The following is a 25546-nucleotide window of genomic DNA, read 5'->3' on the forward strand; positions in this document are numbered from 1 at the left end:
CACTGCTCGAGGAGGGATCGCCACTATGTCGCAGTCGAGTGAGATGAGGCGCAAGAAATTGGTGTGGGAGGCGCTCGTGGGGTTCTGCGGCACGTTCGCCGCAGTCGCCGTGGCGCAGGCGGTGGCTAATATTCTCCGCCCCGAGCCGGAGGTATGGCCGGCGCTACTGGCCCTCGTGTTGGTGATCGCCACGGTGGCCCTGTGGCGCAGCGGCCAGAATAGGTTTCAGCTTCCGCCAGACGATACGCAGCGCTGAATGCGCCAGCGCCCCCGCTTCCCGCAGGCATAACCACAGCACCTCGGGGAAGGGAGTGGGCGCCCCAATCGTCTCTACCGCGTAGCCGTGATGCCACGCCCACAGCCGGATGCGGGGCAGATGGAAGCGATTCGAGACCACCACATAGCGGATGTCCTCTCGCCCATAGTGCTCCCGTAGCAGCTCGCGCACGTGCTCCAGATTCTCATTGGTGGATTCCGCCCGGCCTTCCATCACGATCGAGGCCCGCTCGATGCCGTGCTCCACCAGCCACTGCGCCATTACCGGCGCCTCATCGCGGCCGGTCACCACCACCACGTCCCCGCGGGCGATTGCTGCACGACCAGGCACGAGGGCCGCACGCAGCCGCCGCTCGAGGGGGCGGCGCGGCTGGGCATGCTCCACGCTGGCGCCCAGCACCACCACAGGCCGCGGCTGGGGACTCACCCGAGCAGCTTCTTCTGCAGGGCGCGGTCTTTTTCCAAGACCTCGTTTTTCATATTCTCCTGGTAGTCCACCATCTTCTCCAGCAGGGAGGAATCGCCAGCAGAGAGCATCCGCACGGCGAGCAGGCCGGCGTTTTTCGCCCCGCCGATGGAGACGGTGGCCACCGGTACGCCGCCGGGCATCTGCACGATCGACAGCAGCGAATCCATGCCATCGAGATCCTGCAGCGCCCGCGGAATGCCGATCACCGGCAAAGGAGTGGCCGCAGCCACCATGCCGGGCAGGTGCGCGGCCCCGCCGGCGCAGGCGATGATGCACTTCAGGCCGCGGGTGTGGGCCTCGCGAGCATAGTCCAGCATCCGCTCCGGGGTGCGGTGCGCCGAGACCACGCCCACCTCGAAAGGCACTCCGAACTCGGCGAGGATCTCCGCGGCAGGCTCCACGGTGGGCCAGTCCGAGTCCGAGCCCATGATAATTCCAACTACTGGCTGCATTCTTTTTCTCCTTCGATCATCCGCTCGCGGGCGCTCACGACTGTGAGGGCCAGTGTGCATGAACCATGAAATAGGCGGCGGCGCGCGCATCGGCGCGCAGGGCGTCCACATCGCCTTCGCCACTGAGATTGACGTGCCCGATCTTGCGCCCCGGGCGATAGCCCTTGCCATACAGGTGAATCTTGGCCTGGGGATAGCGCTTCCACACCTCAGCCTGTCGCTCGGCCGAGCTGAGCCCTGGATCCTCCTCGCCGCCGAGGATGTTGGCCATCACCGTGTAGCCGGCGGTGGGGGTTGTCGCCCCCAGCGGCATATCCAGCACCGCGCGAAGATGCTGCTCGAATTGGCTAGTCACACAGCCATCCTGGGTCCAGTGCCCAGTGTTATGGGGGCGCATGGCCAACTCGTTGACAAAAATCTCGCCCGCGGTGGTTTCAAAGAGCTCCACCGCCAGCACCCCCGTCACTCCGAGTGTGTCCGCCACCCGGCGCGCCATCGCGGCGGTGCGCGCCTCGACGCTCTCATCGAGGCCAGGGGCCGGGGCAACCGCCAGCGCACACACCCCGTTTTCTTGCACCGATTCCACCACCGGCCAGCTCACGCATTCGCCGGAGGGACGGCGCGCCACCATGGCCGAGAGCTCGCGGCGCAGCTCCACCTTGGTTTCGGCCATGAGGTCAATGCCCTGGGCGAGCAGTGTCTCTACGCGTTCACACAGTTCCTCTTCGCTATCGACAAACCACACGCCCTTGCCGTCATAGCCGCCGCGGCGCGCCTTGAGGCATACCGCGCCGTTGACGCGGGCGAAGAACTCTCGGGCGTCGGCGATACTGGTGATGGCGGCGAAGTCGGGCACGGGTGCACCCAGCTCGCTGAGGTGGCGCCGCTGCAGCAGCTTGTCTTGGGCGTAGACCAGCGCCTCGGGGCGGGGCTGGATATTGACTCCCTCGCCGATGAGGGTGTGCTGGTGCTCATTGGGCACATGCTCGTGATCGAAGGTCACCACGTCTGCGCCGGCGCAGACCGCGCGGAGATCATCCAGATCAGTGTAGTCGCCTATATACACATCGTGGGCCACTTGCGCGGCCGAGGAGTCTGGGCGGGAGGCAAGCACGCGCAAGGATTGCCCCAATTCGATGGCCGCCGTCTGCATCATGCGGGCGAGCTGACCATCGCCGATCACGGCGACGATCGGAAAGCCGGGGGCGTGGGCGGACATGTTCTCGCTAGCTGGCTGCACTGTAGTCACAGATACACAGTGTAGGAGGTCAAAGACCCCGCTGGGTATTTGAGGCCACTCCAACCACCGCCCGTCTAGCGCCGCTGCGCCAGTACGGAATTAATAGCCTTGACCGCCTGCTTGGGCTTGGGTACCCCGCGAAAGACCATGGGGTGGGGTTGACCGGCTACCTCGAGGACCACAGCGCCGCGCTGCTTGCTCGCCCGGTAGATATAGCGCATCCCAATCGACTGGGAACGGGCGCGCAGGGCGGGCCCGCGCACCACTACCCGCTGGGTGGTCACCGTGAAGCGGCGGCGACGGGCGCGCACCACGGGCAGCACGAAGCGCCACAGCACCAGCAGTATCCACAGCAGCAGCACCAGCCCGCGGGTTTCTGCGGGAAAATAGCTTACCTGCTCATAGCCGGGGCTGCCGGGCAGGCGATCGAAAAAGCCGATGGCGATCCACGCCAGCCCTGTCCACAGCACGAGTTCGAGCGCCGGGAAGGTCAATCCTGTCACCGGGGTGGTGGCGTCAAAGATGCAGCGCTCGCGGTTGTCCACAATGGTCATAGTGGCCTCACAGCCTAGCGCTTCAGCCGCAGGTGCTCCACATCGCCGGCGGAGAGCTGGTGGAGCTCGCCGACCGTATCACGCACGTGGATGCGGCCATCATCACCCACACCCACACACTCCCCCTCCAGTACCTGCGTTTCCGAGAGATGCACCCGCACCTGCTGCCCAATAGAGCTGCACACCTCGCGGTAGGCGTCCATGGGGCTTATGACTCCGGCCGCCCACTGGCCGAGGCGGTGATGCAGCGCCAAGAGAATATCGCCAACGAGATCGGTGCGGTCTACCTCATAGCCTTCTAGCTCGAGCGAGGTGGCGTGCGGCACCGGCAGCTCCTCCTGGGTGAGCGAAACATTGAGGCCCAAGCCCATCACCAGCGCCGGCTCCTCGCCCAAGGAGACGGCTTCGCCGAGGATGCCGCAGAGCTTCTTGCCATTGAGCAGCACATCATTGGGCCACTTCAATTGGGCGTTGATGGAGTGCTCGCGCAAGGCGTCGATAAGCGCCAGCCCTGTCATCAGCGGCATTGTTCCCAGCCGCGCGAGGGCGGAGCCGTGGGGGCGGAATAACACAGACAAGGTGACCTGAGAATACGGCGGGGTGACCCACACGCGGTTCTTGCGCCCCTTGCCGGCGGTTTGGGATTCGGTCACCGCCGCGGACCAGGTGGGGGCGCCCTCGGTGGCCGCCCGAGCGAGATCCGTGTTCGTCGAACCGGTTTCTTCTGTGTAGTAGAGGTGCGTAAAAGGACCATGACCCACGACACGCTGGTGGAGTCGGGCCGTATCAATTGGTCTGCGCTCGTTCATGCCCTCCAAGAGTAGCCGTTTATTCGTCCTATGCACCGGATTGTGGCCACCGCAGCACAGTGCTCGCTGCGGCGGCTGTGTGGGAGAACACGGAAAAAGTTGGGCGACATGCCCGAAATTTCTAGACACAAAACAAAGAATGCTCTACTATCCCCAAACATGACAATTTCCTCACCTTTGCGCGCCGACACCCCCCCCGATCCGAATCGACGCCCCACCACCGCCGAAAAGATCGCCAGCTTAAAACAGCTGCGTTCCGAAGCCGCCACCCCCATGGGCACCCGCCCCATTGAGAAGCGGCACGACCAAGGCCGCCTCACCGCCCGGGAACGCCTCGATTTCCTGCTGGATGAGAACTCCTTTGTGGAAACCGATCAGCTGGCACGCCACCGCACCCACGAGTTCGGCATGCACGCACGCCGGCCGCTCACCGATGGCATTGTCACTGGCTGGGGCACCATCGACGGGCGGGAAGTCTGTGTCTTCTCCCAGGATGCTGCGGTCTTTGGCGGCGCCCTCGGAGAGGTCTATGGCGAAAAGATGATCAAGATCATGGAACTCGCCACCACCACCGGCCGCCCCCTCATCGGCCTATACGAGGGCGCGGGCGCCCGCATCCAAGAAGGCGCCGTCTCGCTGGATCTCATTGCGCAGACCTTCTACCAGAACGTGCAGGCATCCGGCGTGGTGCCGCAGATCTCGGTGATCATGGGCGCCTGCGCCGGCGGCAACGCCTACTCCCCCGCCCTCACCGACTTCGTGGTGATGGTGGATGAAAGCTCCAAGATGTTCGTCACCGGCCCGGACGTGATCAAGACCGTCACCGGCGAGCTCATTACCCAAGAGGAGCTGGGCGGCGCCTCCACCCACATGTCCACCGCCGGCAATACCCACTACACCGCCACCTCAGACGAGGATGCGCTCGAGTGGGTGCAGGACCTGCTGCGCTATCTGCCGAATAACAACCGCGACCAGGCCCCGCCGGAGGAACCGGTGGATCTCGCGGAGCTGCCGAGCGTGGAGGAGCTGGCCCTCGATTCCATCATCCCGGACGCCCCCAGCGTTCCCTACGATGTGCGCGATGTGATCTCCGCCCTCACCGATGACGCCGATTTCTTCGAGATCCAGGCCGATCGTGCCGAGAGCGTCGTCACCGCCTTCGGCCACGTCGATGGCCAGCCGGTGGGATTCGTGGCGAATCAGCCGCTGCATTTCGCCGGCTGCCTCGATATCGATTCCTCCGAGAAGGCCGCCCGCTTCGTGCGCACCTGCGATAGCTTCAATATCCCGATCGTGATGCTGGTGGATGTGCCCGGCTTCCTGCCCGGTGCGGCCCAAGAATATGGCGGCATTCTGCGTCGTGGCGCGAAGCTGCTCTACGCCTATGGCGAGGCCACCGTGCCGAAGATCACCGTGACCATGCGCAAAGCCTATGGCGGCGCCTATTGCGTGATGGGCTCCAAGGGCCTCGGCGCCGATCTGAACCTGGCGTGGCCGACTGCGGAGATCGCGGTGATGGGCGCAGCCGGCGCGGTGGGCTTCATCTACCGCAAGGAGCTGAGCGCAGCAGCCGCCGAGGGCAAGGACGTGGCCGCGCTCATCGAATCCTTTGAGCGGGAGTACAACGACCACTTCCTCACCCCCTATCAGGCTGCCGAGCGCGGGCTTATCGACGCCGTCATCCTGCCCTCGGAAACGCGCGAGTCCATCATCCGCAACCTGCGCCTGCTGCGTTCCAAGGTGGAGCATCGCCACGCCCGCAAGCACGGCAATATGCCGCTCTAAGGGCCCGCGGCCGGGGTGGCGAGGCGCCATCCCACCACCCCATACCCCCACCTCATCTCAGGGAAATACCCACCTCATACCGAGGCGAGGTGGGGGTTTTCCCACCGAACACTACCCCCGTATATGTGGATTTTTGCGGTGAAAATTGAAATGAAGGCTGCTTTGGACAACATTGTGGCCTTCAACACCTAAACTTAGGAACTATGACTGCCGCACAGACTCCGGGCGATACCATGCCCGACGTAAACACGACCGCAGGCAAGCTCGCCGATCTGCGAGCGCGCCTGACTGAAACCCACGCCCCGATGGGCCCTGCCTCTGTGGAGAAGGTCCACGAGGCGGGTAAGAAGACCGCCCGTGAGCGCATTGAGTACCTGCTCGATGATGGCTCCTTCGTGGAGATCGACGCCCTCGCCCGGCACCGCTCCAAGAACTTCGGCCTCGATGCCAAGCGCCCCGTCACCGACGGTGTCGTCACCGGTTATGGCACCATCGACGGCCGCAAGGTGTGTGTATTTTCCCAGGATGGCGCCGTCTTCGGTGGCGCCCTCGGCGAGGTCTACGGCGAAAAGATCGTCAAGATCATGGATATGGCGATTAAGACCGGCGTGCCGATCATCGGCATCAACGAGGGTGCGGGCGCCCGTATTCAGGAGGGCGTGGTCTCCCTCGGCCTCTACTCCAAGATCTTCTTCCGCAATACCCAAGCCTCCGGCGTGATCCCGCAGATCTCGCTGATCATGGGCGCCTGCGCTGGTGGCCACGTCTACTCCCCCGCTCTCACGGACTTTATCGTGATGGTGGACAAGACCTCCAAGATGTTCATCACCGGTCCCTCGGTGATCAAGACCGTCACCGGCGAGGAAGTGACCCAGGAAGAGCTGGGTGGCGCCTCCACCCACATGGCTACCTCCGGTACCTCCCACTACACCGGCGCAGATGACGCCGACGCCCTCGACTGGGTGCGCGAGCTCATCGGCTTCCTCCCGCAGAACAACCGCGACGAAGCCCCGCGTGTTGAGGCGGAGATCATGGAAGGCTCCATCCAGGACAACATCAACGAAGCTGACCTGGAGCTGGACACCCTCATTCCGGATTCCCCGAACCAGCCTTATGACATGAAGGACGTCATCACCCGCATCATCGATGATGGCGACTTCTTGGAGATTCAGGAAAACTACGCCGAAAACATCATCATCGGTTTCGGCCGCGTCGAGGGCCGCTCCGTGGGTATTGTGGCCAACCAGCCGATGCAATTCGCCGGCTGCTTGGACATCAAGGCTTCCGAGAAGGCCGCCCGCTTCGTGCGCACCTGCGATGCCTTCAATATCCCGATCCTCGAGTTCGTGGACGTGCCCGGGTTCCTGCCCGGCACCAACCAGGAGTACGAGGGCATCATTCGCCGCGGCGCGAAGCTGCTCTACGCCTACTGCGAGGCCACTGTCGGCAAGATCACCGTGATCACCCGCAAGTCCTATGGCGGCGCCTACTGCGTGATGGGCGGCAAGGAAATGGGCGCGGACATCGTGCTCGCATGGCCCACCGCACAGATCGCCGTGATGGGCGCCTCCGGCGCCGTGGGCTTCATCTACCGCAAGGAGCTGAAGGCCGCCGCCAAGGAGGGCAAGGACGTCCAAGAGTTGATGAAGGAATACGAGGCCGAGTACGATCGCGAACTCGTTAACCCCTACATGGCTGCCGAGCGCGGCTTCGTCGACGCCGTGATCCCGCCGTCCGAGACCCGCGGCCAGATCATCGAGGGCCTGCGCCTGCTCGACCGCAAGGTTGTCAGCGTTCCCGCCAAGAAGCACGGAAATATCCCGCTCTAAGCCGGCTACCACGCGCGAGCCCACGAGAAGTTTAAAGGAAGAAAGCATGTCAGACTCCCGTCCGGAGAACACGGATTCCCCAGAGACCACTGAGGCAGCAGAGGCTGCAAAGAAGCCCTTCTTGAGTATCGTCAAGGGCAATCCGAGCGACGCTCAGGTGGCCGCATTGACCACCGTGTTCGCTGGGCTTGCTTCTGCGGCCGCGGCAGCCGAGAAGAAAGAAGTCGACCGCAACAAGTGGGGCAATTACGCCGAGCGGCTCAACCGCCCGACCACCTATAACCCCAACGCATTCCGCAACGTCAGCTTCTACTAGCTCTCCCAGAAGCAGCCTCGCGCTTCCAGCGCCGCCCCGTTGTACCCACTGTGGTAGAACGCGGCGGCGCTGTCGCATGTGTAGCCACCACCTACGCCTCCCCTTTCATGGCCTTAACCTGCCCCAAGCACACCCCGTGTAGGCGGTAAGAGGATAATTGTTGCCGTTAGCACAACGCTTTCACTGTGGCGGTCCGTGGCGCCTAGCGTCATCCCAGCCAGCCTGCATCGACTGAGCTGGGGCGTCCGCGCGGCCACCGGCCCGTCCAGTTTTGTCTTCTTCACGATGGAAAAGAGGAACATGAACGCGACAACCTCCGACACGGGCTCACCCGCAGCGCAGACGCGTGGCCCGATCAGTGAGTTAACGCTTAGAGCGGTCATCATCGGTGGTCTCATTACCCTGGTCTTCACCGCTGCCAATGTGTACTTGGGACTGAAGGTGGGTCTCACCTTTGCCACCTCCATCCCGGCTGCGGTGATCTCGATGGCGATCCTGCGTAAGTTCGCAGGCCACACCATCCAAGAAAACAATATTGTGCAGACCATCGCCTCTGCCGCCGGCACCCTATCTGCCATTATCTTCGTGCTCCCCGGCCTCGTCATGATCGGCTGGTGGAGCGGCTTCAGCTACTGGGAGACGGCGTTCGTGTGCGCCATTGGCGGCATTTTGGGCGTGATGTATTCCATCCCGCTGCGCCGCGCCCTCGTCACCGGCTCGGATCTGCCCTACCCCGAGGGCGTCGCCGCCGCCGAGGTGCTCAAGGTGGGCGATGAGCAAGGCTCGGTCGAGGAGAATAAGCGCGGACTCGCCGTAATCGTCGGCGGCGCGCTGGTCTCTGCCGGCTATGGCCTGCTGGCCGCGGTGCGCGCCGTGGCGGGCTCGGTCACCTCCACCTTCAAATTCGGCGCCGGCGGCACCATGATCGGCGGCAGCCTCTCCCTGGCGCTGATCGGCGTCGGCCACCTAGTGGGCGTGGCCGTGGGTATCGCCATGCTCGTGGGCCTCGCCATCTCCTATGGTGTGCTGCTGCCCATCTTCACCTCCGACGATATTGCCGCTGGCGGGGTCCTCGACGAGGTCGTGCCCGCCATGTTCTCCTCGGATGTGCGTTTCGTGGGCGCTGGTGCCATGGCGGTGGCCGCCATCTGGACCCTGCTGAAGATCATTGGCCCCATCATCTCCGGCATGAAGGATGCTCTGGCTTCCTCCCGTGCCCGCCACGATGGCCAGTCCGTGCCCCTCACGGAGCGCGATATCCCCTTCAGCATCGTGGTCACCACCACTCTGATTTCCATGCTGCCGGTGGGGCTGCTGCTGTGGCTATTTGTGAAGGATTCCTCCATCACCCACCACACCACCGGCCTGGTGCTGCTGAGCATCATCTACGTACTGCTGGTGGGCCTAGTAGTGGCCGGTATCTGCGGCTATATGGCCGGTCTCATTGGTGCCTCCAACTCCCCGATCTCGGGTGTGGGCATCATCGTGGTGATCACCGCGGCGCTGCTGATCAAGCTGGTCACCGGCAATGAGCACGAAACCAACGCCACCGCCTTGGTGGCCTACACGCTGTTTACCTCGGCGGTGGTATTCGGTATTGCCACCATCTCGAACGATAACCTGCAGGACCTCAAGACCGGCCAGCTGGTGGGCGCAACCCCGTGGCGCCAGCAGTTTGCGCTGATCATCGGTGTGCTCTTCGGCTCCGCCATCATTCCGCCGGTGCTGCAGCTGATGCTCACCGGTTTCGGCTTCGTGGGCATGGAGGGCGCCGGCCCGGATGCGCTGGCCGCACCCCAGGCGGCGCTGCTGTCCAGCGTGGCTGAGGGCATCTTTGGCAATTCCTTGGATTGGAGCCGCATCGGCTTGGGCGCGCTCATCGGTGCCGGCATCATCGTGGTAGACGAGATCCTCCGCCGCACCACCCGCTTCTCCCTGCCGCCGCTGGCAGTGGGCATGGGCATGTACCTGCCCGTGGCCCTCACCCTCATCGTGCCGATTGGCGCCTTCATCGGTTTCTTCTACAACCGCTGGGCCGATAAGCACGACGATCCGGAGCCGATCAAGCGCCTCGGCGTGCTGCTGGCCACCGGCCTGATTGTGGGTGAGTCGCTATTTGGTGTGCTCAACGCCGGCATCATCGCTGCCGCAGGCACCTCGGATCCGCTGGCCCTATTCGGCGAGGACTTCGCCCCGATCGCGCAATGGCTGGGCGTGCTCGTCTTCGCCGGCGCCGCCGCGGCCATGTACCGCTGGGTGGGTAAGAAGGCCACCAGCTAGGATCTGTGCACATGCGTCTCGTTCTCGCCTCCGCCTCCCCGTCCCGCCGCTCCATCCTGCGCGCCGCCGGTGTCGAACCGCTGTGCCAGCCCGCAGAGGTGGATGAGCGCGCCATCGAGGCTGCGCTGGCGGGGCGAGAACCGCAGGAGATCGTCAGTGCGCTCGCCCGCGCCAAGGCCGAGGCGGTGGCCGAGCGCTTCGCCACAGACATCGTGGTGGGCTGCGATTCCATGTTGCTTATCGACGGCCACCTCCAGGGCAAGCCCCACACCGTGGAGGCAACCATCGAGCGCTGGCGGGCGCAGCGGGGACGCACCGCCACGCTCATCACGGGCCACTGCATTATCTCGCCGCAGGGCTGCGTCGATAAGTCTGCGCAGACCCGTCTGCGTTTTGCCGAGGCCAGCGACCGCGATATCGAGGCCTATGCCCGCACCGGCGAAGCGCTGGAATGTGCTGGGGCTTTTACTCTCGAAGCCATCGGCGGCTGGTTTATTGATCGCATCGAGGGCGATCCCTCGAGCGTGATCGGGCTATCGCTGCCGGTGCTGCGCTCAGCGCTGTATCAGCTGGGCTATGAGGTCCACGAATTTCTGCGCTGAGGCTGCTGCGGCGACTATCCTCGGAAGCCATGACGGAATTTAAGGATATGCTCGCCCCACCGCCACTGCACCTGCCGGAGGATCCGGCCGCCGATGCTGCCGGCCCGCTGGTGTCTGCGGTGCTCAGCCACCCCGAATCCCCGCTGCTCTGGGCCCAGCTCGCCGAAGAGGCCCTAGCCGCCGCCGACAGCGATAGCGATCGGGCGCAGGCCTATGCCTATGCCCGCACCGGCTATCACCGCGGCCTCGATCGGCTGCGCGCCCACGGCTGGAAGGGCTGGGGGCCACTGCCCTACTCCCATGAACCGAACCGCGGGGTGCTGCGCGCTATCGCCGCCCTCGCACGGGTATCGGCGATGATCGACGACACAGCGGAATACGAGCGCTGCGAGCAGATGCTGAAGGACGCCGACCCCGAGGCCGCCGCCACCCTCCTGCGCTAGACGCGCGGCCACTCCTTCATCACGTCCTCGTGATCGAGCTGCTCCCAGCGCGCATGCTGCGGCTCCTGGGTGCGCACCGCCGCCACCAGCGACTCCGCCACCCACACATCGCCGACGATCAACATCACGCTTTCCACCAGCCCGGTGAGGGTGCGCGGCTTGGTGGATGCGGCCTGCTTCACCGCCTCGGTGCGGATCCTCCCTAAGGCGTTCTCCCGCTGGGCATCATCCACCACGAAAGCGCGAATAGTATTCAGCGCATCCACCTCTTGGGTGGCGTCGAGACCGGCGGCGAGTACCGCGCGCACAAAAGCCTTTTCATCATCGCTGCCGGGCCGCAACAGCACCATCAGCCGCCGCTGGTTCAACTCGAGGGCGGCCACACGCCGTTCGAGGGACTGCACATCAGTCATGGTGGATCTCCTTTATACGAGGCATCGTGACTCTATGGGCTGATTATAAAACCGGCCCAGACCATGGCGAAGGCCCGGCCCCGATGAGATTCATCGAGTCCGGGCCCTGCGCCTCACACGGCGCTCGAGCGTATGCCCCTAGGGCGCGCTCTTAAGCGTGCTTGGCCTCCACGCGCTTGATAGCTTCCTCGGCCACCATTTCCTGGATACCCATGTCCAGCTCGGAGGTGAAGCCCACGCAGGAGCAGTTGATCTCACCGAGCACGTAGGTGTCGCCGCCATCCTCGGCGTCGTCCAGCATGAAGTCAGCGGTCCAGATCAGCGGGATGTTGTCGCCGCCGAGCTTCTCCGCGATGACCGGGCGCACATCGGCGAACATATCGATGAGCTCCTGCCACTCTTCCGGCTTGTCATAGGAGTACTTGGCGCCGGAGAAGAGGGTGGCGGAGAAGTTGTCGCCGCCCGCGGCCGGCTTCTTGTGCACCACAAACACCGGGTGCGGGCCCACCAGCAGAATGCGGATCTCGCCCTCGACGATGCGCGGCATGAAGCGCATATCGACCAGCATGCCGTTGTCGCCGATGATGTACTGCTCACAGAAGTCAATGAACTCGCCGAGCTCACGAACCTCGGTGTGGTTGTCCACGGCCTCGGTGCACTTGAGCTTGGTGTCGAGGGGCAGCTCGGTGCCGGGCTCGACGGAGGCGGCCAATTCCTTATCCTCCAGCTGCACGCGCCAAATGCCGGAGCCGGTGGAGCCGCGGTTCTGCTTGAGCACGCGCTCACCATAGGACAGGGAGGACGGGAAGGTGGAGTGGAACTTCTCCACGTCGTAGTAGGCGTAGGTATCATCCGGCACCAGATCGGTGGAGGCGAGCTTGACCAGGGCGTCCTTGGCGCCATAGGCCATCATCTCCTCCGGGGTGGACATGCCCACCAGGCCGGCCTCCTCGGAGAGCTTGGTGAGGAGGGTGAAGTAGCCCTTCTCGCCGCCGGGGATATTGCCGGGATTGACGCGGGAAATATAGGCGTCGAAATTCTCGGACACGTACTCAAAAAGCTGCTCGGACCACTCGGGGCGGTAAAACACCACCTCGGACTTCCAGCCCTTTTCCTTAATGGCGTTAACGATCGGCAGGGTGTCCTTGCGGTGACCGTTGAACTGCTTGTCGTTGCCGCCTTCAACCTCGAAAACGACGATACCCTTCTTCATAAGCCTAAAACTCTCCTTGTAGAGCGATTGTGAGTCGTGCATGCAGATGTGAAGATCACATAAACTGCGCTGGCTGGAGGGCGCGTGGCGCACCATTCTTCAGCCGGTGCGTAATAGTCAGCAGGCCCGCTAACGACACTGCTCAGCAGCACAGCGATACGTAGATGTGCGCTCGACGCGGAAGGCGCTTAGAGAATTACTTCCGAGATCGAGTGCTTACTGAGCACTGTGTACGTCGTGAAACTCTCACTAAGTGAGTGCTTAATAGAGGAAAATGCCTCGACAACCATTACTCAGATAATTCTAAGGCAGCACTGTTACTTTCGCTCCACATGCCCCTAAAGCGTAATGAATGACACACTGCGCGAGTGAGAGTGATGCCCCAACTGGTGATAAAAGTAGAGTGGAAGCTTCTCGTGTGTGCGGGTTCGTGCTCGCTGCCACCACTGCAGGCCACTGCCGGCAGGATGGCAGACGATGCTGGCTCCTAGCGTCGTCACGCGCTAGGCCACGGCCTCGCACACCTAACGCCCACTGTATGAGGAATGTGATTGTCCATGCCGATCCCTTTTGACCCCAACCCCGTGCTCGCGGACTATGCCCATCCGGAGAAGATCGTGTCGGCGTCCTGGTTGTCCGCACGTCTGGGCACCCCCGGGCTCCGCGTGGTGGAATCCGACGAGGACACCCTCCTCTACGACATCGGCCACGTGCCCGGGGCGGTGCGCATCGATTGGCGCGGCGAGCTCAATGATCCGCTGATCCGCGATTACATCACCGCCGAGCAATTCGCCGAGCTCATGCGCTCGAAGGGCATTGCCAATGATGACACCGTGGTGATCTACGGCGATAAGTCCAATTGGTGGGCCGCCTATACCTTCTGGGTATTCACCCTCTTCGGCCACAAGGACGTGCGCCTGCTCAATGGCGGCCGCGATGCTTGGATGGCCGAGGAGCGCGACACCAGCTTCGTGGTGCCGGAGTATCCCCGCACCAACTACGAGGTGCCCGTCCGCGATGATTCCGAGCACCGCAGCCTCGTGGCCGAGGTGCGGGCCAAGCTCGGAGAAACCACGCTGCTCGATGTCCGCGAGCCCGATGAGTACACCGGCGCCGCCTCCAACGCCGAGGGCTACCCCGCCGACACCGTCTCCCGTACCGGCCATATCCCCACCGCCATCAACGTGCCGTGGAATAAGGCCGTCTACGCCAATTCGCGCTTCCGTTCCCGCGAAGAACTCGCCGAGCTCTACGCCGACTACGACAAGGACGCCGACACCATCGTCTACTGCCGCCTCGGCGATCGCTCCGCGCACAGCTGGTTTGTGCTCAAGTACCTGCTCGGCTTCAGCAATGTCCGTAACTATGACGGCTCCTGGATCGAGTGGGGCAACATGATCGGCATGCCCATCGTGCACGGCGAGGAGCCGGGCACGCTCGAGTAGCGACCCCAGCGCTCGCGCGGCTTTACGGGCGGCTCGCGGCTGCGGGCGCCGTTGCGAGCATTCGCGGTAGCAGCAGCTCAGCGACCTCTACTTTTGCTCACAAGACATTCCGACTAGCATCACTAGGCACACCCCGAGGACGTCTCCGATGTCCGGCTTCTCCTCGGCCGGTGTGCCTTCACTTATGCCCGTGCCTCTGACATCGCATCCGAGCCCGCGGACGCTGTGCAGGGAAAATAAGGCCACGGGAGCAGGAGTATCTGGGGTGCGCGGGTGTCCGCAGCGCCCCACGCCACCTGTACGCCTTACCCAAATTTAGGTGTGGACGGTGGGGGTAATTACGAAATAACTGATCCAAGCCGCCTTTGCTTTGTTGTTAGGTGTGTAACAATGACAGGTAGCCCGACGCTATCCTCACTGCGCATGCCTGTGCATAGCGAGGATCGCACAGCAAAAACTTAAAGGTTTTCAAAACTCAGGAGGGGTTTTAGTGACCGTCGAACAAAAGAAGATCACCAAGGTGCTGGTTGCCAACCGTGGTGAGATCGCCGTCCGCGTTATCCGTGCCGCTCGCGATGCAGGAATCGCCAGCGTTGCGGTCTACGCCGAGCCTGATGCCGAGGCACCCTTTGTCGCCTTGGCCGATGAGGCATTCGCCCTCGGCGGCTCCACCTCTGCAGAGTCCTACCTGGTCTTCGACAAGATCCTCGATGCCGCCAAGAAGTCCGGCGCCGACGCCATTCACCCTGGCTACGGCTTCCTGTCGGAAAACGGCGACTTCGCCCAGGCCGTCATCGATGCCGGCCTGATTTGGATTGGCCCCTCCCCGCAGTCCATCAACGATCTCGGCGATAAGGTCACCGCTCGCCACATCGCGCTGCGCGCCGAAGCACCGATGGCCCCGGGTACCAAGGAGCCGGTCAAGGACGCCGATGAGGTGGTGGCCTTCGCTAAGGAGCACGGCCTGCCCATCGCCATTAAGGCAGCCTTCGGCGGCGGCGGCCGCGGCATGAAGGTGGCCTACAAGATGGAAGAGGTCGCCGACCTCTACGATTCCGCTACCCGTGAGGCCACTGCCGCCTTCGGTCGCGGCGAGTGCTTCGTGGAGCGCTACCTAGACAAGGCCCGCCACGTGGAGTGCCAGGTGGTGGCCGATATGCACGGCAACGTCGTGGTTGCCGGCACCCGTGACTGCTCCCTGCAGCGCCGCTTCCAGAAGCTCGTTGAGGAGGCCCCGGCCCCGTTCCTTACCGATGAGCAGCGCACCCAGCTGCACGAGTCCGCGAAGCGTATTTGTAAGGAGGCCGGCTACTACGGTGCTGGCACCGTCGAATATCTGGTGGGCTCGGATGGACTCATCTCCTTCCTCGAGGTGAACACCCGTCTGCAGGTGGAGCACCCCGTCACCGAGATGACCACCGGCCTGGACCTCGTGCGCGAGCAGTTCCGCATCGCCGAGGGCCGCGAGCTGCACATCAAGGAAGACCCCAAGCCGCGCGGTCACGCCTTCGAGTTCCGTATCAACGGCGAGGACGCTGGCTCCAACTTCATGCCGGCCCCCGGCACCGTGGTGAAGTACCACGAGCCCTCCGGCCCGGGCGTGCGCATGGACGCCGGTATCGTTCAGGGTTCCGTGATCGGTGGCCAGTTCGACTCCATGCTGGCGAAGCTCATCGTCTACGGAGAGACCCGCGAGGAGGCGCTGCAGCGCTCCCGCCGCGCTCTCGCCGAGTACGTTGTTGAGGGCCTGCCCACCGTGATCCCCTTCCACGCACACATCGTGGAGAACCCCGCCTTCGTGGGCGATGGTGAAGGCTTCGACGTCTACACCAAGTGGATCGAAGAGGAGTGGGACAACCCGATCGAGCCCTACGTGGATCCCGCCGACGCCGATGAGGAAGAGGAAAAGATCCCCTCCCAGAAGGTGGTCGTGGAGATCGACGGCCGTCGCGTCGAGGTGGCCCTGCCGGGCGACCTGGCTCTGGGCGGTGGCGCTGGCGGCGCCAAGAAGAAGGCCAAGAAGCGTCGTGCTGGCGGCAGCAAGAAGGCTGTCTCCGGTGACGCCGTGGTCGCCCCGATGCAGGGCACCGTGATCAAGGTGAACGTGGAAGAGGGCCAGGAAGTCAACGAAGGCGACACCGTTGTGGTCCTCGAGGCCATGAAGATGGAGAACCCCGTGAAGGCCCACAAGTCCGGCACCGTGGAAGGCCTCAGCGCCGAGAACGGCTCCGGCGTGTCCAAGGGCGAGCCGCTCATGGAGATCAAGTAGTCACATACCCTCCCGCATAGCCGCGTGCTGCCTCGTGCACACGCGGCTATGTGCTGTCTAGGGCGTGTGCTGCCTAGGGTGCCTAGTGAGCGCCTAGCTCACCTCGCGGCGACACGCTCTGTGGCGGCTAAGGCGGTTCGCGATAGAAACTGGCCCCTGTCCTTGCCGGACAGGGGCCAGTTCGCTTATGCGCAGCGGGCGCGGCGGCTACTCGATGACGAGGAGCAGGTCGCCGCCCTCAACCTTGGTGGGTTGTTGCAGCGCCACGCGGGTGATGGTGCCATCCACGGGGGCGGTGATGGAGGCCTCCATCTTCATGGCCTCGATCACGGCCACGGCGTCGCCGGCGGAGACTTCATCGCCCACGGAGGCGTTCACGGTGACCGCACCGGCGAAGGGGGCAGCCACATGGCCCGGGTTGTTCGGGTCGGCCTGCTCGGCGGCGGCGGTGATGGATTCCACCGACCGGTCGCGCACCTTGATGGGGCGGATCTGGCCATTAACATTGCACACCACGGTGCGCATACCTTTATCGTCCGGCTCGGAGATAGCGTCGAGACGCACCACGAGACTGGACTGGTTCTCCAAGCGGATCAGAGATTCCTCGCCGGACTTCAAGCCGTAGAAGAACTCGCGGTCCGTCAGCACCGAGGTATCGCCGAAGAGGCGACGGTGCTCGGCGAACTCCTTGGTGGGCTGCGGGAAGAGCAGGTGGTTGAGCATCTGGCGGCGGGTATCCACATCCTCGCTGCGCAGTGCCTCCTCCGAGTCGGAGGACAGCGCCTCCAGCGGGTCCTTGCCCTGGGCTCGGCCATCGAGGGCGCGGCTGCGCAGCGGCTCCGGCCAGCCACCCGGAGGGGTGCCCAGCTCGCCGCGGAGGAAGGCGATCACAGAATCCGGGATGTCGTATTTCTGCGGATCCTTGGCGAAGTCCGCCGGATCCACGCCCGCACCGACCAGGTGCAGGGCGAGATCGCCCACTACCTTCGAGGAAGGCGTCACCTTGGTGGGACGGCCCAGCATATCGCTCACGGCTGCGTAGTAGTCCTCGATCAGCTCGAAGCGATCCGCCAAGCCCAAGGCGGTGGCCTGTGCCTTGAGGTTCGAGAGCTGCCCGCCCGGGATCTCGTGTCGGTAGACGCGGCCCGTGGGGCCGGCCAGCCCGGTTTCGAAGGGGGCATACATTTGGCGCACGGCCTCCCAGTAGGGCTCCATATCGGAGATCGCCTTCAGCGATAGCCCGGTGTCGCGCTCGGTATTGGCAAATGCCGCCACAATCGCGGAGAGCGAGGGCTGCGAGGTGGTGCCCGCCAGGGGCGCGGAGGCGCCATCGACGGCATCGGCACCGGCCTCGGCCGCCGCCATATAGGTGGCCAGCTGGCCGCCAGCGGTGTCGTGGGTGTGCACGTGCACCGGCAGGTCGAATTCCTTGCGCAAAGCCGACACCAGGGTGCGGGCGGCCTGCGGGCGCATCAGCCCGGCCATGTCCTTGATGGCCAGGATGTGGGCGCCGGACTCCACGATCTGCTCCGCGAGCTTCAGGTAGTAGTCCAGGGTGTAGAGCGACTCATTCGGATCGGCCAGGTTGCCGGAGTAGGCCATGGCCACCTCGGCCACGGCGATATTGGTCTCTAGCACTGCCTCGATGGCGGGACGCATCTGCGAGACATCATTGAGCGCATCGAAGATACGGAAGATATCCACGCCCGAGCGGGCGGCTTCTTCGACGAAGGAGTGGCACACCGTGTCCGGGTAAGGGGTGTAGCCCACGGTATTGCGGCCACGCAAGAGCATTTGGATATTCACATTCGGAATAGCCTCGCGGAGCTGATCCAGCCGCTCCCACGGATCCTCGTGGAGGAAGCGCAGGGCCACATCGTAGGTGGCGCCGCCCCAGGCCTCTACAGAGAGCAACTCCGGGGTGAGATAGGACTGCGCCCGCGCGGCGTGCACCAGCGCGGACTGGCGCACTCGGGTGGCGAGCAGGGATTGGTGGGCATCGCGGAAGGTGGTATCGGTGACCGCGAGGGTGGTGTTCGCGCGCAGCTGCTCGGCGAACTTCTGCGGGCCGAGCTCCTGGAGCACATCGCGGGAACCACGGGGGCGCTCCCCCTTGGGTACCACCGGAAGTTTCGCCTTGGCGCGGCCCACCTGGGGCGCGGCACCATTGGGCTGGTTGACGGTGACATCGGCGAGGTACTCGAGGATGCGGCTGGGCTCATCATCGGCGGGCGGGGCCTGCAGGAGCCACGGGTGGTCCTCGATGAAGGAGGTGGAAATCCGCTTGTGCAGGAAGTCCTCCTCGCGCAGTAGAGCGCGCAGGAAGCCGATATTGGTGGCCACCCCGGAGACGGTGAACTCGGCCAAAGCGCGCTGGGCGCGCGATACCGCGATGGCAAAGTTCGGGCCACGGCAGGTCATCTTCACCAATAGCGAGTCGAAGTGCGCGGTAATCTCGCCGCCCAGCATGGCGGCGCCATCCAGGCGCACGCCTGCTCCGCCCGGGGAGCGGTAGGCGGTGATCACGCCGGTATCGGGGCGGAAACCGTTATTCGGATCCTCGGTGGTGATACGGCACTGCAACGCCGCGCCTTCGGTGTGAATGGCGTCCTGGGTGAGTCCCAGCTGCTTCAAGGTGGCACCCGCGGCGATGCGCAGCTGAGTCTGCACGATATCTACCTGGGTGACCTCCTCGGTCACGGTGTGCTCCACCTGGACGCGCGGATTCATCTCGATGAACACGTGCTTGCCGTTTTCGTCCACAAGGAACTCCACGGTACCGGCGCCAACATAGCCAATGGACTGACAGAACTTCACCGCATCGGCACAGATCTTCTCGCGGAGCTCTGCGCTGAGCTGCTGGGCGGGGGCGATCTCCACCACCTTCTGGTGGCGGCGCTGCAAAGAGCAGTCGCGCTCGTAGAGGTGGATGACATCACCGGTGGTATCGGCGAGGATCTGCACCTCGATGTGCTGCGGGTTAATCACCGCGCGCTCGATATACACGCTCGCATCGCCGAAGGCCGAGAGCGCTTCACGGGAGGCTTCTTCCGCGAGGGCACGCAGCTTATCAGGGCTGGGGATAAAACGCATGCCGCGTCCGCCACCGCCGGCCACAGCCTTCACAAAGATCGGGTACTCCTGCCCCTCGGCAGCAGCCACGATGTCATCGATATTGTCACTCGGCGTGGACTCCTCCAGGGTGGGCAGTCCAGCCTTGCGGGCGGCGGTGACAGCCGCGGCTTTGTCGCCGGTGAGATCGAGGATCTCGGCGGGCGGGCCGACGAAGGTGATGCCGGCATCGGCACACTTGCGGGCAAGAGTGGCGTTTTCCGAAAGGAAGCCATAGCCGGGATAGATGGCATCCGCTCCAGCTTTCTGGGCGGCGCGGATAATCTCATTCGGATCTAAGTAGGCCTTGACAGGCGCGCCTTCTTTTCCGATGCGCACGGCCTCGGTGGCATGCGAGCGGTGGAAGGAGTTGCGATCCTCGATGGGATAGACCGCCACCGTGCTGGCGTCGATCTCATAGGCGGCGCGGAAGGCACGGACCGCGATCTCACCGCGGTTGGCCACGAGCACCTTGTCAAAACTGGGCAGGGACTGATCCTGATTCATATATCTCTTTCTTGGTCATGCGCCCGTTGTGTCGGGCATATCACACAGAGTAGTGCCTTGGAGCGCCATACTATGCATGCGCCGGGAAAAGCACATGGCTCCGGCGCATGTAAGGAGGAACATGCACCGGAGCCATGATCGTCTCCCTCACACATCCCACATCCTAATGTGGAACGCACCCTAAGAGCCCGTACGCCTGCGCGCCGACTGGTGTGCGGCGATGGTTCATCGCCCACAGCAGCGAAAGTGAAGTCCTAGCGGAACGCTGTCTTTAACTCGGTTATGACTGCCGTAAAGACCTGAGTGCCGCTTTTTTCTTCATCTCCCGCGTGTGCAGGAACCACCATGTCGGCGCAGCTGCGTGATGCGTCCACTATGCCTGTGGATCTGGGAGTGAGTGAGAGACGCTACCGCCCCTCCTCGGGGGCATCCCCGGCAGGAAGGTGCGGAAGTCGTGTTATTCGACCGTCTGCGCCGGAACCTTGCGCTGCTCTTCGCCGTTGTAGGCGGAGAGCGGACGGATGAGCGAGTTGGACTCATTCTGTTCAATGATGTGCGCCGTCCACCCGGTGATCCGCGCCATCACAAAGATTGGAGTAAAGAACTCCACATCGAATCCGAGCAGGTGATAGGCCGGTCCAGAGGGGAAGTCCAGGTTCGGCTTGATGCCCGTGGCCTCATCCATGGTTCGCGCCATGATGTCGTACATTTCCACCCACTTATCGCCATCGTGGTTCTCGGCAAGCTCCCGAAACGCCGCCTCCATGGTAGGGACGCGGGAATCGCCGCGCTTGTACACGCGGTGGCCGAAGCCCATGATCAGTTCCTTATTGGCCAGGGCATCCTTCACCCACTGCTCCGCGCGAGCAGGATCGCCGATCTGCAGCATGGTATGCATGACGGCTTCATTAGCGCCACCGTGCAGCGGCCCCTTGAGAGCACCGATGGCGCCAGTGACGGCAGAGTAGGTATCAGACATGGTGGAGGTGATCACGCGCGCCGTGAAGGTCGAGGCGTTGAAGGAGTGCTCCGCGTACAAAATGAGCGACTTATCAAAGGCCTCAATATCGGCGCGGTCATTGGCCGGGGATCCTTCCGCATCACCAAAGACCATGTGCAGGAAATTTTCCGCGAAGCCCTTACGCGTGGAGGGCTCGATATAGCCCTCGCCGCGGCGGCGGCGAATATCCAGGGCAACCACGGTCGGCAGCTTGGCCATGAGCTCCAGCGAAGTGCGGCGGATATGATCGGAGTCCTTGGTATAGGCCTCCGGGTCCTGGGAGCCGATATAGCTCACGGCACTGCGCAACACGTCCATGGGGTGGCAGGTGGTGGGCATCTTATTCACCAATTCGATCAGCCCGCGATCGATATGCCGCAGCGCCTTTTCGCGGATGGAGAAACGACGCAGCTCATCAGGGGTGGGCAGCTGACCATTCCACAGCAGGTAGGCCACCTCCTCGAAGGTGCAGTAGCGCGCGAGTTCCTGGACGGGGTAGCCGCGGTAGGTCAGGGAGTTGGTCTCCGGCACCACCTTGGACACGGCGGTGTAGTCCACCACCACCCCGGCAAGGCCCTTGCGAATCGTTGTGTCTTGCGTCATTGTTATGCCCCACTTTCTGGGTTGGTGTAGGTGAAGATTTCTTGATCGAAGGCGTTGTACTCGGCGTAGCGCAGCAGCTCATAGAGCCGGGAGCGGTGCTGCATTCGCTCCAGCCACCCTTCCTGGGTGCCCGTCGCTGCGAGCTCCTGGAGGGCGTCTTCTACTTGGCCCATGGCGATACGCAGCGTGGTCACGGGATAGATCACGGCGTTATAGCCGATGTCCTGGAGCTGCTGGGCGGTGAGCAGCTGGGTTTTGCCGAACTCTGTCATATTCGCCAAGAGCGGGATATCGACGGCGGCGCGGAAGGCCTCGAAGTCCTGGGGCGTGGTCAGCGCCTCGCTGAAGATCATGTCGGCTCCCGCATCGGCATAGGCGCGCGCCCGCTCGATGGCGGCGTCGATTCCTTCCACTCCTGCGGCATCGGTGCGGGCACAGATGATGAAGTTGGGATCGGCGCGTTCATTCACCGCGGCCGTGATGCGGCGAACCATGAGCTCGGTGGGCACCACCTCTTTGCCATCGAGATGGCCGCAGCGCTTGGGATTGACCTGGTCTTCGAGGTGGCAGCCGGCGACTCCGGCGCTTTCCAGCTCGGCGATGGTGCGGGCCGCGGACATGGGCTCACCGAAGCCAGTGTCGGCGTCGACAAGCACCGGTAAAGACGTGCTCCGGGCAATCTGCCGCGAGCGGGCAGCCACCTCGCTGAGGGTGGTCAGGCCGATATCGGGGAGCGCGAGATCGGCGGCGACCACGGCGCCGGAGACGTAGACGCCATCGAATGCGGCGTCCTCGATAGCCCGGGCGACCAGCGGCGAGAACGCGCCGGGCAGTCGCTGCAATTCGCCGCTGCGCAAAGCGCCGACGAAGCTGGCGCGGATATCGCGGGCAGTGGCCGCAGGTGCGAACAGTCGCTCGTTCATCTAGAACAGCCCCTTCCCCGTGTGCGGCGCTTGCGCCAGCACCTCCTCGCTCACCTGGAGATTGAGCTGATTCAGCTCGGTACCGTTGAGATCGGCACAGTGTTGCACCGCGTCAAGGAAGCGTTCCTGCTCCTGCTTATCGACGACGCCCTCTGCCAGAGTGGTGAATTTCTGGATGTAGTTCTCTCGGGCGAAGGGACGTGCGCCGAGGGGATGGGCATCCGCGACGGCGATCTCATCCTCGATCACCTCGCCGTTGCGCAGCGTGATCACGGCGCGGGCGCCGAAGGCCTTCTCCGCGGGATCGGTGGAGTGATAGCGGCGGGTCCACTCAGGATCTTCCACCGTGGAGATCTTGTGCCACAGCTCGATGGTCTCTGGGCGGTGGGCACGCTCGGGAGCATAGGAGCGCTCGTGGTGCCAATCGCCGTCCTCTAGGGCCACGGCGAAGATGTACATGATCGAATGATCGAGGGTTTCTCGGGAGGCATCGGGGTCGAACTTTTGCGGGTCATTCGCGCCCGAGCCGATCACGTAGTGGGTGTGATGGCTGGTGTGCAGCACAATGGACTCGATCTCGGAGAGATCGGCGATGCGCTCGCGCATCCGGCGCGCCAGATCGATGGGCGCCTGGGACTGATACTCCGCGGAGTGTTCCTTGGTGAAGGTATCGAGAATGGCCCGCTTCGGCTCGCCCTTCTCCGGCAGCGGCACCTGGTAGGTGTGCTCCGGCCCGGAGAGCAGCCAGGCGATCACGCCGTCCTCGCCCTCCCAAATGGGTGCTGGGGCGCCCTCGCCGCGCATCGCCCGATCCACCGCTTCGACGGCCATCTTGCCGGCGAAGGCCGGGGCGAAGGCCTTCCAAGAAGAGATGAGCCCCTTGCGTGATTGGCGAGTGGCCGTGGTGGTGTGCAGGGCCTGCCCGATGGCCTGGTAGATGGTCTCCTCGTCCAAGCCGAGCAGCGTGCCAAGCCCGGCAGCCACGGATGGGCCGAGATGTGCAACGTGGTCGATCTTGTGCTCATGCAGGCAAATGCCTTTGACGAGGTCCACCTGCACCTCATAGGCGGTGGCAATACCAGCAATGAGCTCCGCGCCCGAGCGGCCCGTGTGCTGGGCTACGGCAACCAGGGCGGGAATATTATCGCCGGGGTGAGAATACTCAGCGGCAAGGAAGGTGTCGTGGAAGTCGAGCTCGCGCACCGCCACGCCATTGGCCCACGCGGCCCATTCGGCGCTATAGGAGCCGGGGATGCCGAAGACCTGGGCGCCGCCGGTGGTGACGGCATGCGCCTCGGCCTGGCGGCGGGCCACGGTCACGGGGCGGCGAGCCACGGAGGCCGCGCTCACGGCCGCGTTGTCGATGAGGCGGTTGATGATCATCTCCTCAACGTCTGCCTCGATGGCCACGGGGTCCGTGGCAAGCGCCGCGATCTTGGCCGCGAGATGCTCGTCTCGCGGAAATTCTTCAGCGGAGCGGTAGGTCCGCACATCATGGATCTTCATGTCACTTCTCCCTGAGGGGTCGTGCCTTATGGGGTACCGCTAACGCTAGGGCGAAAAATGTTTCTCAGGTCACAGTAAAAGGTGAATATTTTTGCAGACTTACTTCGGCTGTTTTGTAAACCCTGTAAAATCCCCTGTTAGGTGTATACATAGCGAGGCAGGTAGTCATGGATAAACTTTTTGCGGGGGTACGGATTCGGGCGCTGCGTTCCGCCCGCCATCTCACCCAGGCGCAGATGGCGCGGCTGCTCGGAATCTCCACCAGCTATCTCAACCAATTAGAAAACGACAAACGCCCGCTCACCGCGCCGCTGCTGATCTCGCTGGCGCAACACTTCTCGGTGGGTGTGGACTACTTCTCCACCGATAGCGCCTATCGCCATATCGACGGGCTCAAAGAGCGCATCGCGCATGCCCCAGACATCGCGGTGAGCGATAATGAGCTCTACGAGATCGCCACCCACCATCCGGAATTCACAACCGCGCTGCTGCGCACCCCGCGGGATGAAGACGACAGCGCCTCGAACCCCTACGAGACTGTGCGCGATCTCTTTTATGCCCACCACAACCACTTCCCCGCTATCGAGGAGGAGGCCGAATCTCTCGCCGCGAGCCTCGGATCCGGCTCGCTGCGGAGCATGAACCTGGCCAAACGCCTCGCCGAGGATGCTGGGATCAGCGTCCGTTTTAATCACCATCACGTGGGACCCAAGCGGCAGCTCAGCGCCCACCGGGAATTACACCTGCGCAGTGATCTCTCCGCGGCGCAGCTCTGTTTCGAAATGGCCCTGCAATATGGGCTGGTCGTGCTGGATCCGCTCTTTGGCCGCATCGCCGCCACCCTGCCAGAGAGCACCCGCGACGTGGCGCGGCTGGGCTTGGCCCAGTACTTCGCCTCTGCCGTCACCCTGCCCTATGGAGAGTTCCTCGCCCAGGCCGAGCAGCTCAACTATGACATCGAGGCCCTCGGGGTCCGTTTTGGCACCTCCTTCGAGGCCACCTGCCACCGTCTATCCACCCTGCAACGCCCCGGCGCGCACGGGGTGCCCTTCTTCTTTATTCGCACCGATCGAGCAGGCAATATTTCCAAGCGCCAATCCGCAACCTCGTTCCACTTCTCCCACAGCGGCGGCAGCTGCCCGCTCTGGGTCATCCACCGCGCCTTCGACACCCCGGAGACCATCGTGCGCCAGGTCGCGGCCATGCCGGATGGCCGCACCTACCTGTGGATCGCGCGCACCATTACGCGCCGGGCGACGAGCTTTAGCCACCACCCCGCCCAGTTCGCCATTGGCTTGGGCTGCGATATCACCCACGCGGATCGCTTGGTGTATTCCCACGGGTTGAATCTCTCCCCGGACGCGGCCACCCCTATCGGCCCCGGCTGCCGGAGCTGCTCGCGGTCCGAATGCAATCAGCGGGCCTTCCCCTATGCCCGCTCTCGCGTGGAGATTGATCTCTCCCAGTCGGCCCGTTTCCCCTACGCCTAGCGCCCCCGGAA

At 63.7% G+C, this 25546-nt stretch carries 21 protein-coding genes; 10 read left to right on the forward strand and 11 right to left on the reverse strand.

What is annotated here, in order from left to right:
• Positions 1 to 25 precede the first annotated feature (25 nt).
• On the forward strand, positions 26 to 256 hold the full coding sequence (locus GBB14_RS10700) for a hypothetical protein (protein ID WP_151529510.1): 231 nt from the start codon (positions 26 to 28) through the stop codon (positions 254 to 256).
• Here GBB14_RS10700 and GBB14_RS09025 read toward each other — a convergent pair.
• The 5 genes from GBB14_RS09025 to GBB14_RS09045 form a co-directional block, all read right to left on the reverse strand.
• Positions 164 to 703 (reverse strand): YdcF family protein, encoded by a 540-nt coding sequence (locus GBB14_RS09025; RefSeq protein WP_151529512.1) that lies wholly within the window; start codon positions 701 to 703, stop codon positions 164 to 166. The genes GBB14_RS10700 and GBB14_RS09025 overlap by 93 nt on opposite strands.
• Positions 700 to 1197: a 5-(carboxyamino)imidazole ribonucleotide mutase gene (gene purE / locus GBB14_RS09030; RefSeq protein ID WP_151529514.1), complete on the reverse strand. Its 498-nt coding sequence runs from the start codon at positions 1195 to 1197 to the stop codon at positions 700 to 702. Before purE ends, GBB14_RS09025 begins: the two co-directional genes overlap by 4 nt.
• Positions 1198 to 1231: 34 nt before the next feature.
• Entirely contained in the window at positions 1232 to 2446 is a 1215-nt protein-coding gene (locus GBB14_RS09035) for a 5-(carboxyamino)imidazole ribonucleotide synthase (RefSeq protein ID WP_370451593.1), read from the reverse strand.
• A 65-nt stretch (positions 2447 to 2511) separates the two neighbouring features.
• Positions 2512 to 2991: a hypothetical protein gene (locus GBB14_RS09040; RefSeq protein ID WP_151529516.1), complete on the reverse strand. Its 480-nt coding sequence runs from the start codon at positions 2989 to 2991 to the stop codon at positions 2512 to 2514.
• Between the two features lie 14 nt (positions 2992 to 3005).
• Positions 3006 to 3800, reverse strand: a complete 795-nt coding sequence (locus tag GBB14_RS09045; protein ID WP_151529517.1) for a biotin--[acetyl-CoA-carboxylase] ligase — start codon at positions 3798 to 3800, stop codon at positions 3006 to 3008.
• A gap of 159 nt (positions 3801 to 3959) precedes the next feature.
• Here GBB14_RS09045 and GBB14_RS09050 point away from each other — a divergent pair, with 159 nt between their 5' ends.
• From GBB14_RS09050 to GBB14_RS09075, 6 genes are all read left to right on the forward strand, one after another.
• Positions 3960 to 5585 (forward strand): acyl-CoA carboxylase subunit beta, encoded by a 1626-nt coding sequence (locus GBB14_RS09050; protein ID WP_151529519.1) that lies wholly within the window; start codon positions 3960 to 3962, stop codon positions 5583 to 5585.
• Positions 5586 to 5788: 203 nt separating this feature from the next.
• Entirely contained in the window at positions 5789 to 7414 is a 1626-nt protein-coding gene (locus tag GBB14_RS09055) for an acyl-CoA carboxylase subunit beta (RefSeq protein ID WP_151529521.1), read from the forward strand.
• 46 nt (positions 7415 to 7460) lie between these two features.
• Positions 7461 to 7730 (forward strand): acyl-CoA carboxylase subunit epsilon, encoded by a 270-nt coding sequence (locus GBB14_RS09060; protein WP_151529523.1) that lies wholly within the window; start codon positions 7461 to 7463, stop codon positions 7728 to 7730.
• Positions 7731 to 8030: 300 nt separating this feature from the next.
• Positions 8031 to 10010, forward strand: a complete 1980-nt coding sequence (locus tag GBB14_RS09065) for an OPT family oligopeptide transporter (RefSeq protein WP_151529524.1) — start codon at positions 8031 to 8033, stop codon at positions 10008 to 10010.
• Positions 10011 to 10021: 11 nt separating this feature from the next.
• The gene (locus tag GBB14_RS09070) at positions 10022 to 10612 is read left to right on the forward strand and encodes a nucleoside triphosphate pyrophosphatase (RefSeq protein ID WP_151529526.1); all 591 of its coding nucleotides are present in this window, start codon (positions 10022 to 10024) and stop codon (positions 10610 to 10612) included.
• Positions 10613 to 10641: 29 nt separating this feature from the next.
• Positions 10642 to 11055 carry a DUF3151 domain-containing protein gene (locus GBB14_RS09075; protein WP_151529528.1) on the forward strand — a complete coding sequence of 138 codons (414 nt, stop codon included), beginning with the start codon at positions 10642 to 10644 and terminating at the stop codon, positions 11053 to 11055.
• On the opposite strand, the gene GBB14_RS09080 is transcribed toward GBB14_RS09075, so the two are convergent.
• Positions 11052 to 11468: a hypothetical protein gene (locus GBB14_RS09080; protein WP_151529529.1), complete on the reverse strand. Its 417-nt coding sequence runs from the start codon at positions 11466 to 11468 to the stop codon at positions 11052 to 11054. The two genes, GBB14_RS09075 and GBB14_RS09080, sit on opposite strands and share 4 nt — an antisense overlap.
• A 151-nt stretch (positions 11469 to 11619) precedes the next feature.
• Positions 11620 to 12681 (reverse strand): Cj0069 family protein, encoded by a 1062-nt coding sequence (locus GBB14_RS09085; RefSeq protein ID WP_151529531.1) that lies wholly within the window; start codon positions 12679 to 12681, stop codon positions 11620 to 11622.
• Positions 12682 to 13238: 557 nt separating this feature from the next.
• Here GBB14_RS09085 and GBB14_RS09090 point away from each other — a divergent pair.
• Together GBB14_RS09090 and GBB14_RS09095 are read left to right on the forward strand one after the other, a co-directional pair.
• Positions 13239 to 14126, forward strand: coding sequence for a sulfurtransferase (locus tag GBB14_RS09090; protein WP_151529532.1), 888 nt, complete (start codon positions 13239 to 13241; stop codon positions 14124 to 14126).
• Positions 14127 to 14616: 490 nt separating this feature from the next.
• Positions 14617 to 16395 (forward strand): acetyl/propionyl/methylcrotonyl-CoA carboxylase subunit alpha, encoded by a 1779-nt coding sequence (locus tag GBB14_RS09095; RefSeq protein ID WP_151529534.1) that lies wholly within the window; start codon positions 14617 to 14619, stop codon positions 16393 to 16395.
• A 207-nt stretch (positions 16396 to 16602) separates the two neighbouring features.
• Here GBB14_RS09095 and GBB14_RS09100 read toward each other — a convergent pair whose 3' ends face one another.
• The 4 genes from GBB14_RS09100 to prpD form a co-directional block, all read right to left on the reverse strand.
• Positions 16603 to 20013 (reverse strand): pyruvate carboxylase, encoded by a 3411-nt coding sequence (locus tag GBB14_RS09100; protein WP_151529536.1) that lies wholly within the window; start codon positions 20011 to 20013, stop codon positions 16603 to 16605.
• 457 nt (positions 20014 to 20470) lie between these two features.
• Positions 20471 to 21616, reverse strand: a complete 1146-nt coding sequence (locus GBB14_RS09105; RefSeq protein WP_151529537.1) for a bifunctional 2-methylcitrate synthase/citrate synthase — start codon at positions 21614 to 21616, stop codon at positions 20471 to 20473.
• A gap of 2 nt (positions 21617 to 21618) precedes the next feature.
• Positions 21619 to 22539 (reverse strand): methylisocitrate lyase, encoded by a 921-nt coding sequence (prpB, locus tag GBB14_RS09110; RefSeq protein WP_151529539.1) that lies wholly within the window; start codon positions 22537 to 22539, stop codon positions 21619 to 21621.
• Positions 22540 to 24045, reverse strand: coding sequence for a 2-methylcitrate dehydratase PrpD (prpD, locus tag GBB14_RS09115; protein ID WP_151529541.1), 1506 nt, complete (start codon positions 24043 to 24045; stop codon positions 22540 to 22542). It lies immediately after the preceding gene.
• 167 nt (positions 24046 to 24212) lie between these two features.
• Here prpD and GBB14_RS09120 point away from each other — a divergent pair, with 167 nt between their 5' ends.
• On the forward strand, positions 24213 to 25535 hold the full coding sequence (locus GBB14_RS09120; RefSeq protein WP_151529542.1) for a short-chain fatty acyl-CoA regulator family protein: 1323 nt from the start codon (positions 24213 to 24215) through the stop codon (positions 25533 to 25535).
• Positions 25536 to 25546 lie beyond the last annotated feature (11 nt).

It is taken from the genome of Corynebacterium sp. 51B (assembly GCF_008930785.1).
Classification (GTDB): domain Bacteria; phylum Actinomycetota; class Actinomycetes; order Mycobacteriales; family Mycobacteriaceae; genus Corynebacterium; species Corynebacterium megadyptis.

What these genes read in the sequence shown, in the direction of transcription:
- GBB14_RS09080 (WP_151529529.1), bottom strand. Translation starts at nt 11,468, where the DNA reads ATGACTGATGTGCAGTCCCTCGAACGGCGTGTGGCCGCCCTCGAGTTG.
- GBB14_RS10700 (WP_151529510.1), top strand. Translation starts at nt 26, where the DNA reads ATGTCGCAGTCGAGTGAGATGAGGCGCAAGAAATTGGTGTGGGAGGCG.
- GBB14_RS09120 (WP_151529542.1), top strand. Translation starts at nt 24,213, where the DNA reads ATGGATAAACTTTTTGCGGGGGTACGGATTCGGGCGCTGCGTTCCGCC.
- GBB14_RS09060 (WP_151529523.1), top strand. Translation starts at nt 7,461, where the DNA reads ATGTCAGACTCCCGTCCGGAGAACACGGATTCCCCAGAGACCACTGAG.
- GBB14_RS09040 (WP_151529516.1), bottom strand. Translation starts at nt 2,991, where the DNA reads ATGACCATTGTGGACAACCGCGAGCGCTGCATCTTTGACGCCACCACC.
- GBB14_RS09085 (WP_151529531.1), bottom strand. Translation starts at nt 12,681, where the DNA reads ATGAAGAAGGGTATCGTCGTTTTCGAGGTTGAAGGCGGCAACGACAAG.
- GBB14_RS09065 (WP_151529524.1), top strand. Translation starts at nt 8,031, where the DNA reads ATGAACGCGACAACCTCCGACACGGGCTCACCCGCAGCGCAGACGCGT.
- GBB14_RS09045 (WP_151529517.1), bottom strand. Translation starts at nt 3,800, where the DNA reads ATGAACGAGCGCAGACCAATTGATACGGCCCGACTCCACCAGCGTGTC.
- prpD (WP_151529541.1), bottom strand. Translation starts at nt 24,045, where the DNA reads ATGAAGATCCATGATGTGCGGACCTACCGCTCCGCTGAAGAATTTCCG.
- GBB14_RS09105 (WP_151529537.1), bottom strand. Translation starts at nt 21,616, where the DNA reads ATGACGCAAGACACAACGATTCGCAAGGGCCTTGCCGGGGTGGTGGTG.
- GBB14_RS09050 (WP_151529519.1), top strand. Translation starts at nt 3,960, where the DNA reads ATGACAATTTCCTCACCTTTGCGCGCCGACACCCCCCCCGATCCGAAT.
- GBB14_RS09070 (WP_151529526.1), top strand. Translation starts at nt 10,022, where the DNA reads ATGCGTCTCGTTCTCGCCTCCGCCTCCCCGTCCCGCCGCTCCATCCTG.
- GBB14_RS09090 (WP_151529532.1), top strand. Translation starts at nt 13,239, where the DNA reads ATGCCGATCCCTTTTGACCCCAACCCCGTGCTCGCGGACTATGCCCAT.
- purE (WP_151529514.1), bottom strand. Translation starts at nt 1,197, where the DNA reads ATGCAGCCAGTAGTTGGAATTATCATGGGCTCGGACTCGGACTGGCCC.
- prpB (WP_151529539.1), bottom strand. Translation starts at nt 22,539, where the DNA reads ATGAACGAGCGACTGTTCGCACCTGCGGCCACTGCCCGCGATATCCGC.
- GBB14_RS09100 (WP_151529536.1), bottom strand. Translation starts at nt 20,013, where the DNA reads ATGAATCAGGATCAGTCCCTGCCCAGTTTTGACAAGGTGCTCGTGGCC.
- GBB14_RS09055 (WP_151529521.1), top strand. Translation starts at nt 5,789, where the DNA reads ATGACTGCCGCACAGACTCCGGGCGATACCATGCCCGACGTAAACACG.
- GBB14_RS09075 (WP_151529528.1), top strand. Translation starts at nt 10,642, where the DNA reads ATGACGGAATTTAAGGATATGCTCGCCCCACCGCCACTGCACCTGCCG.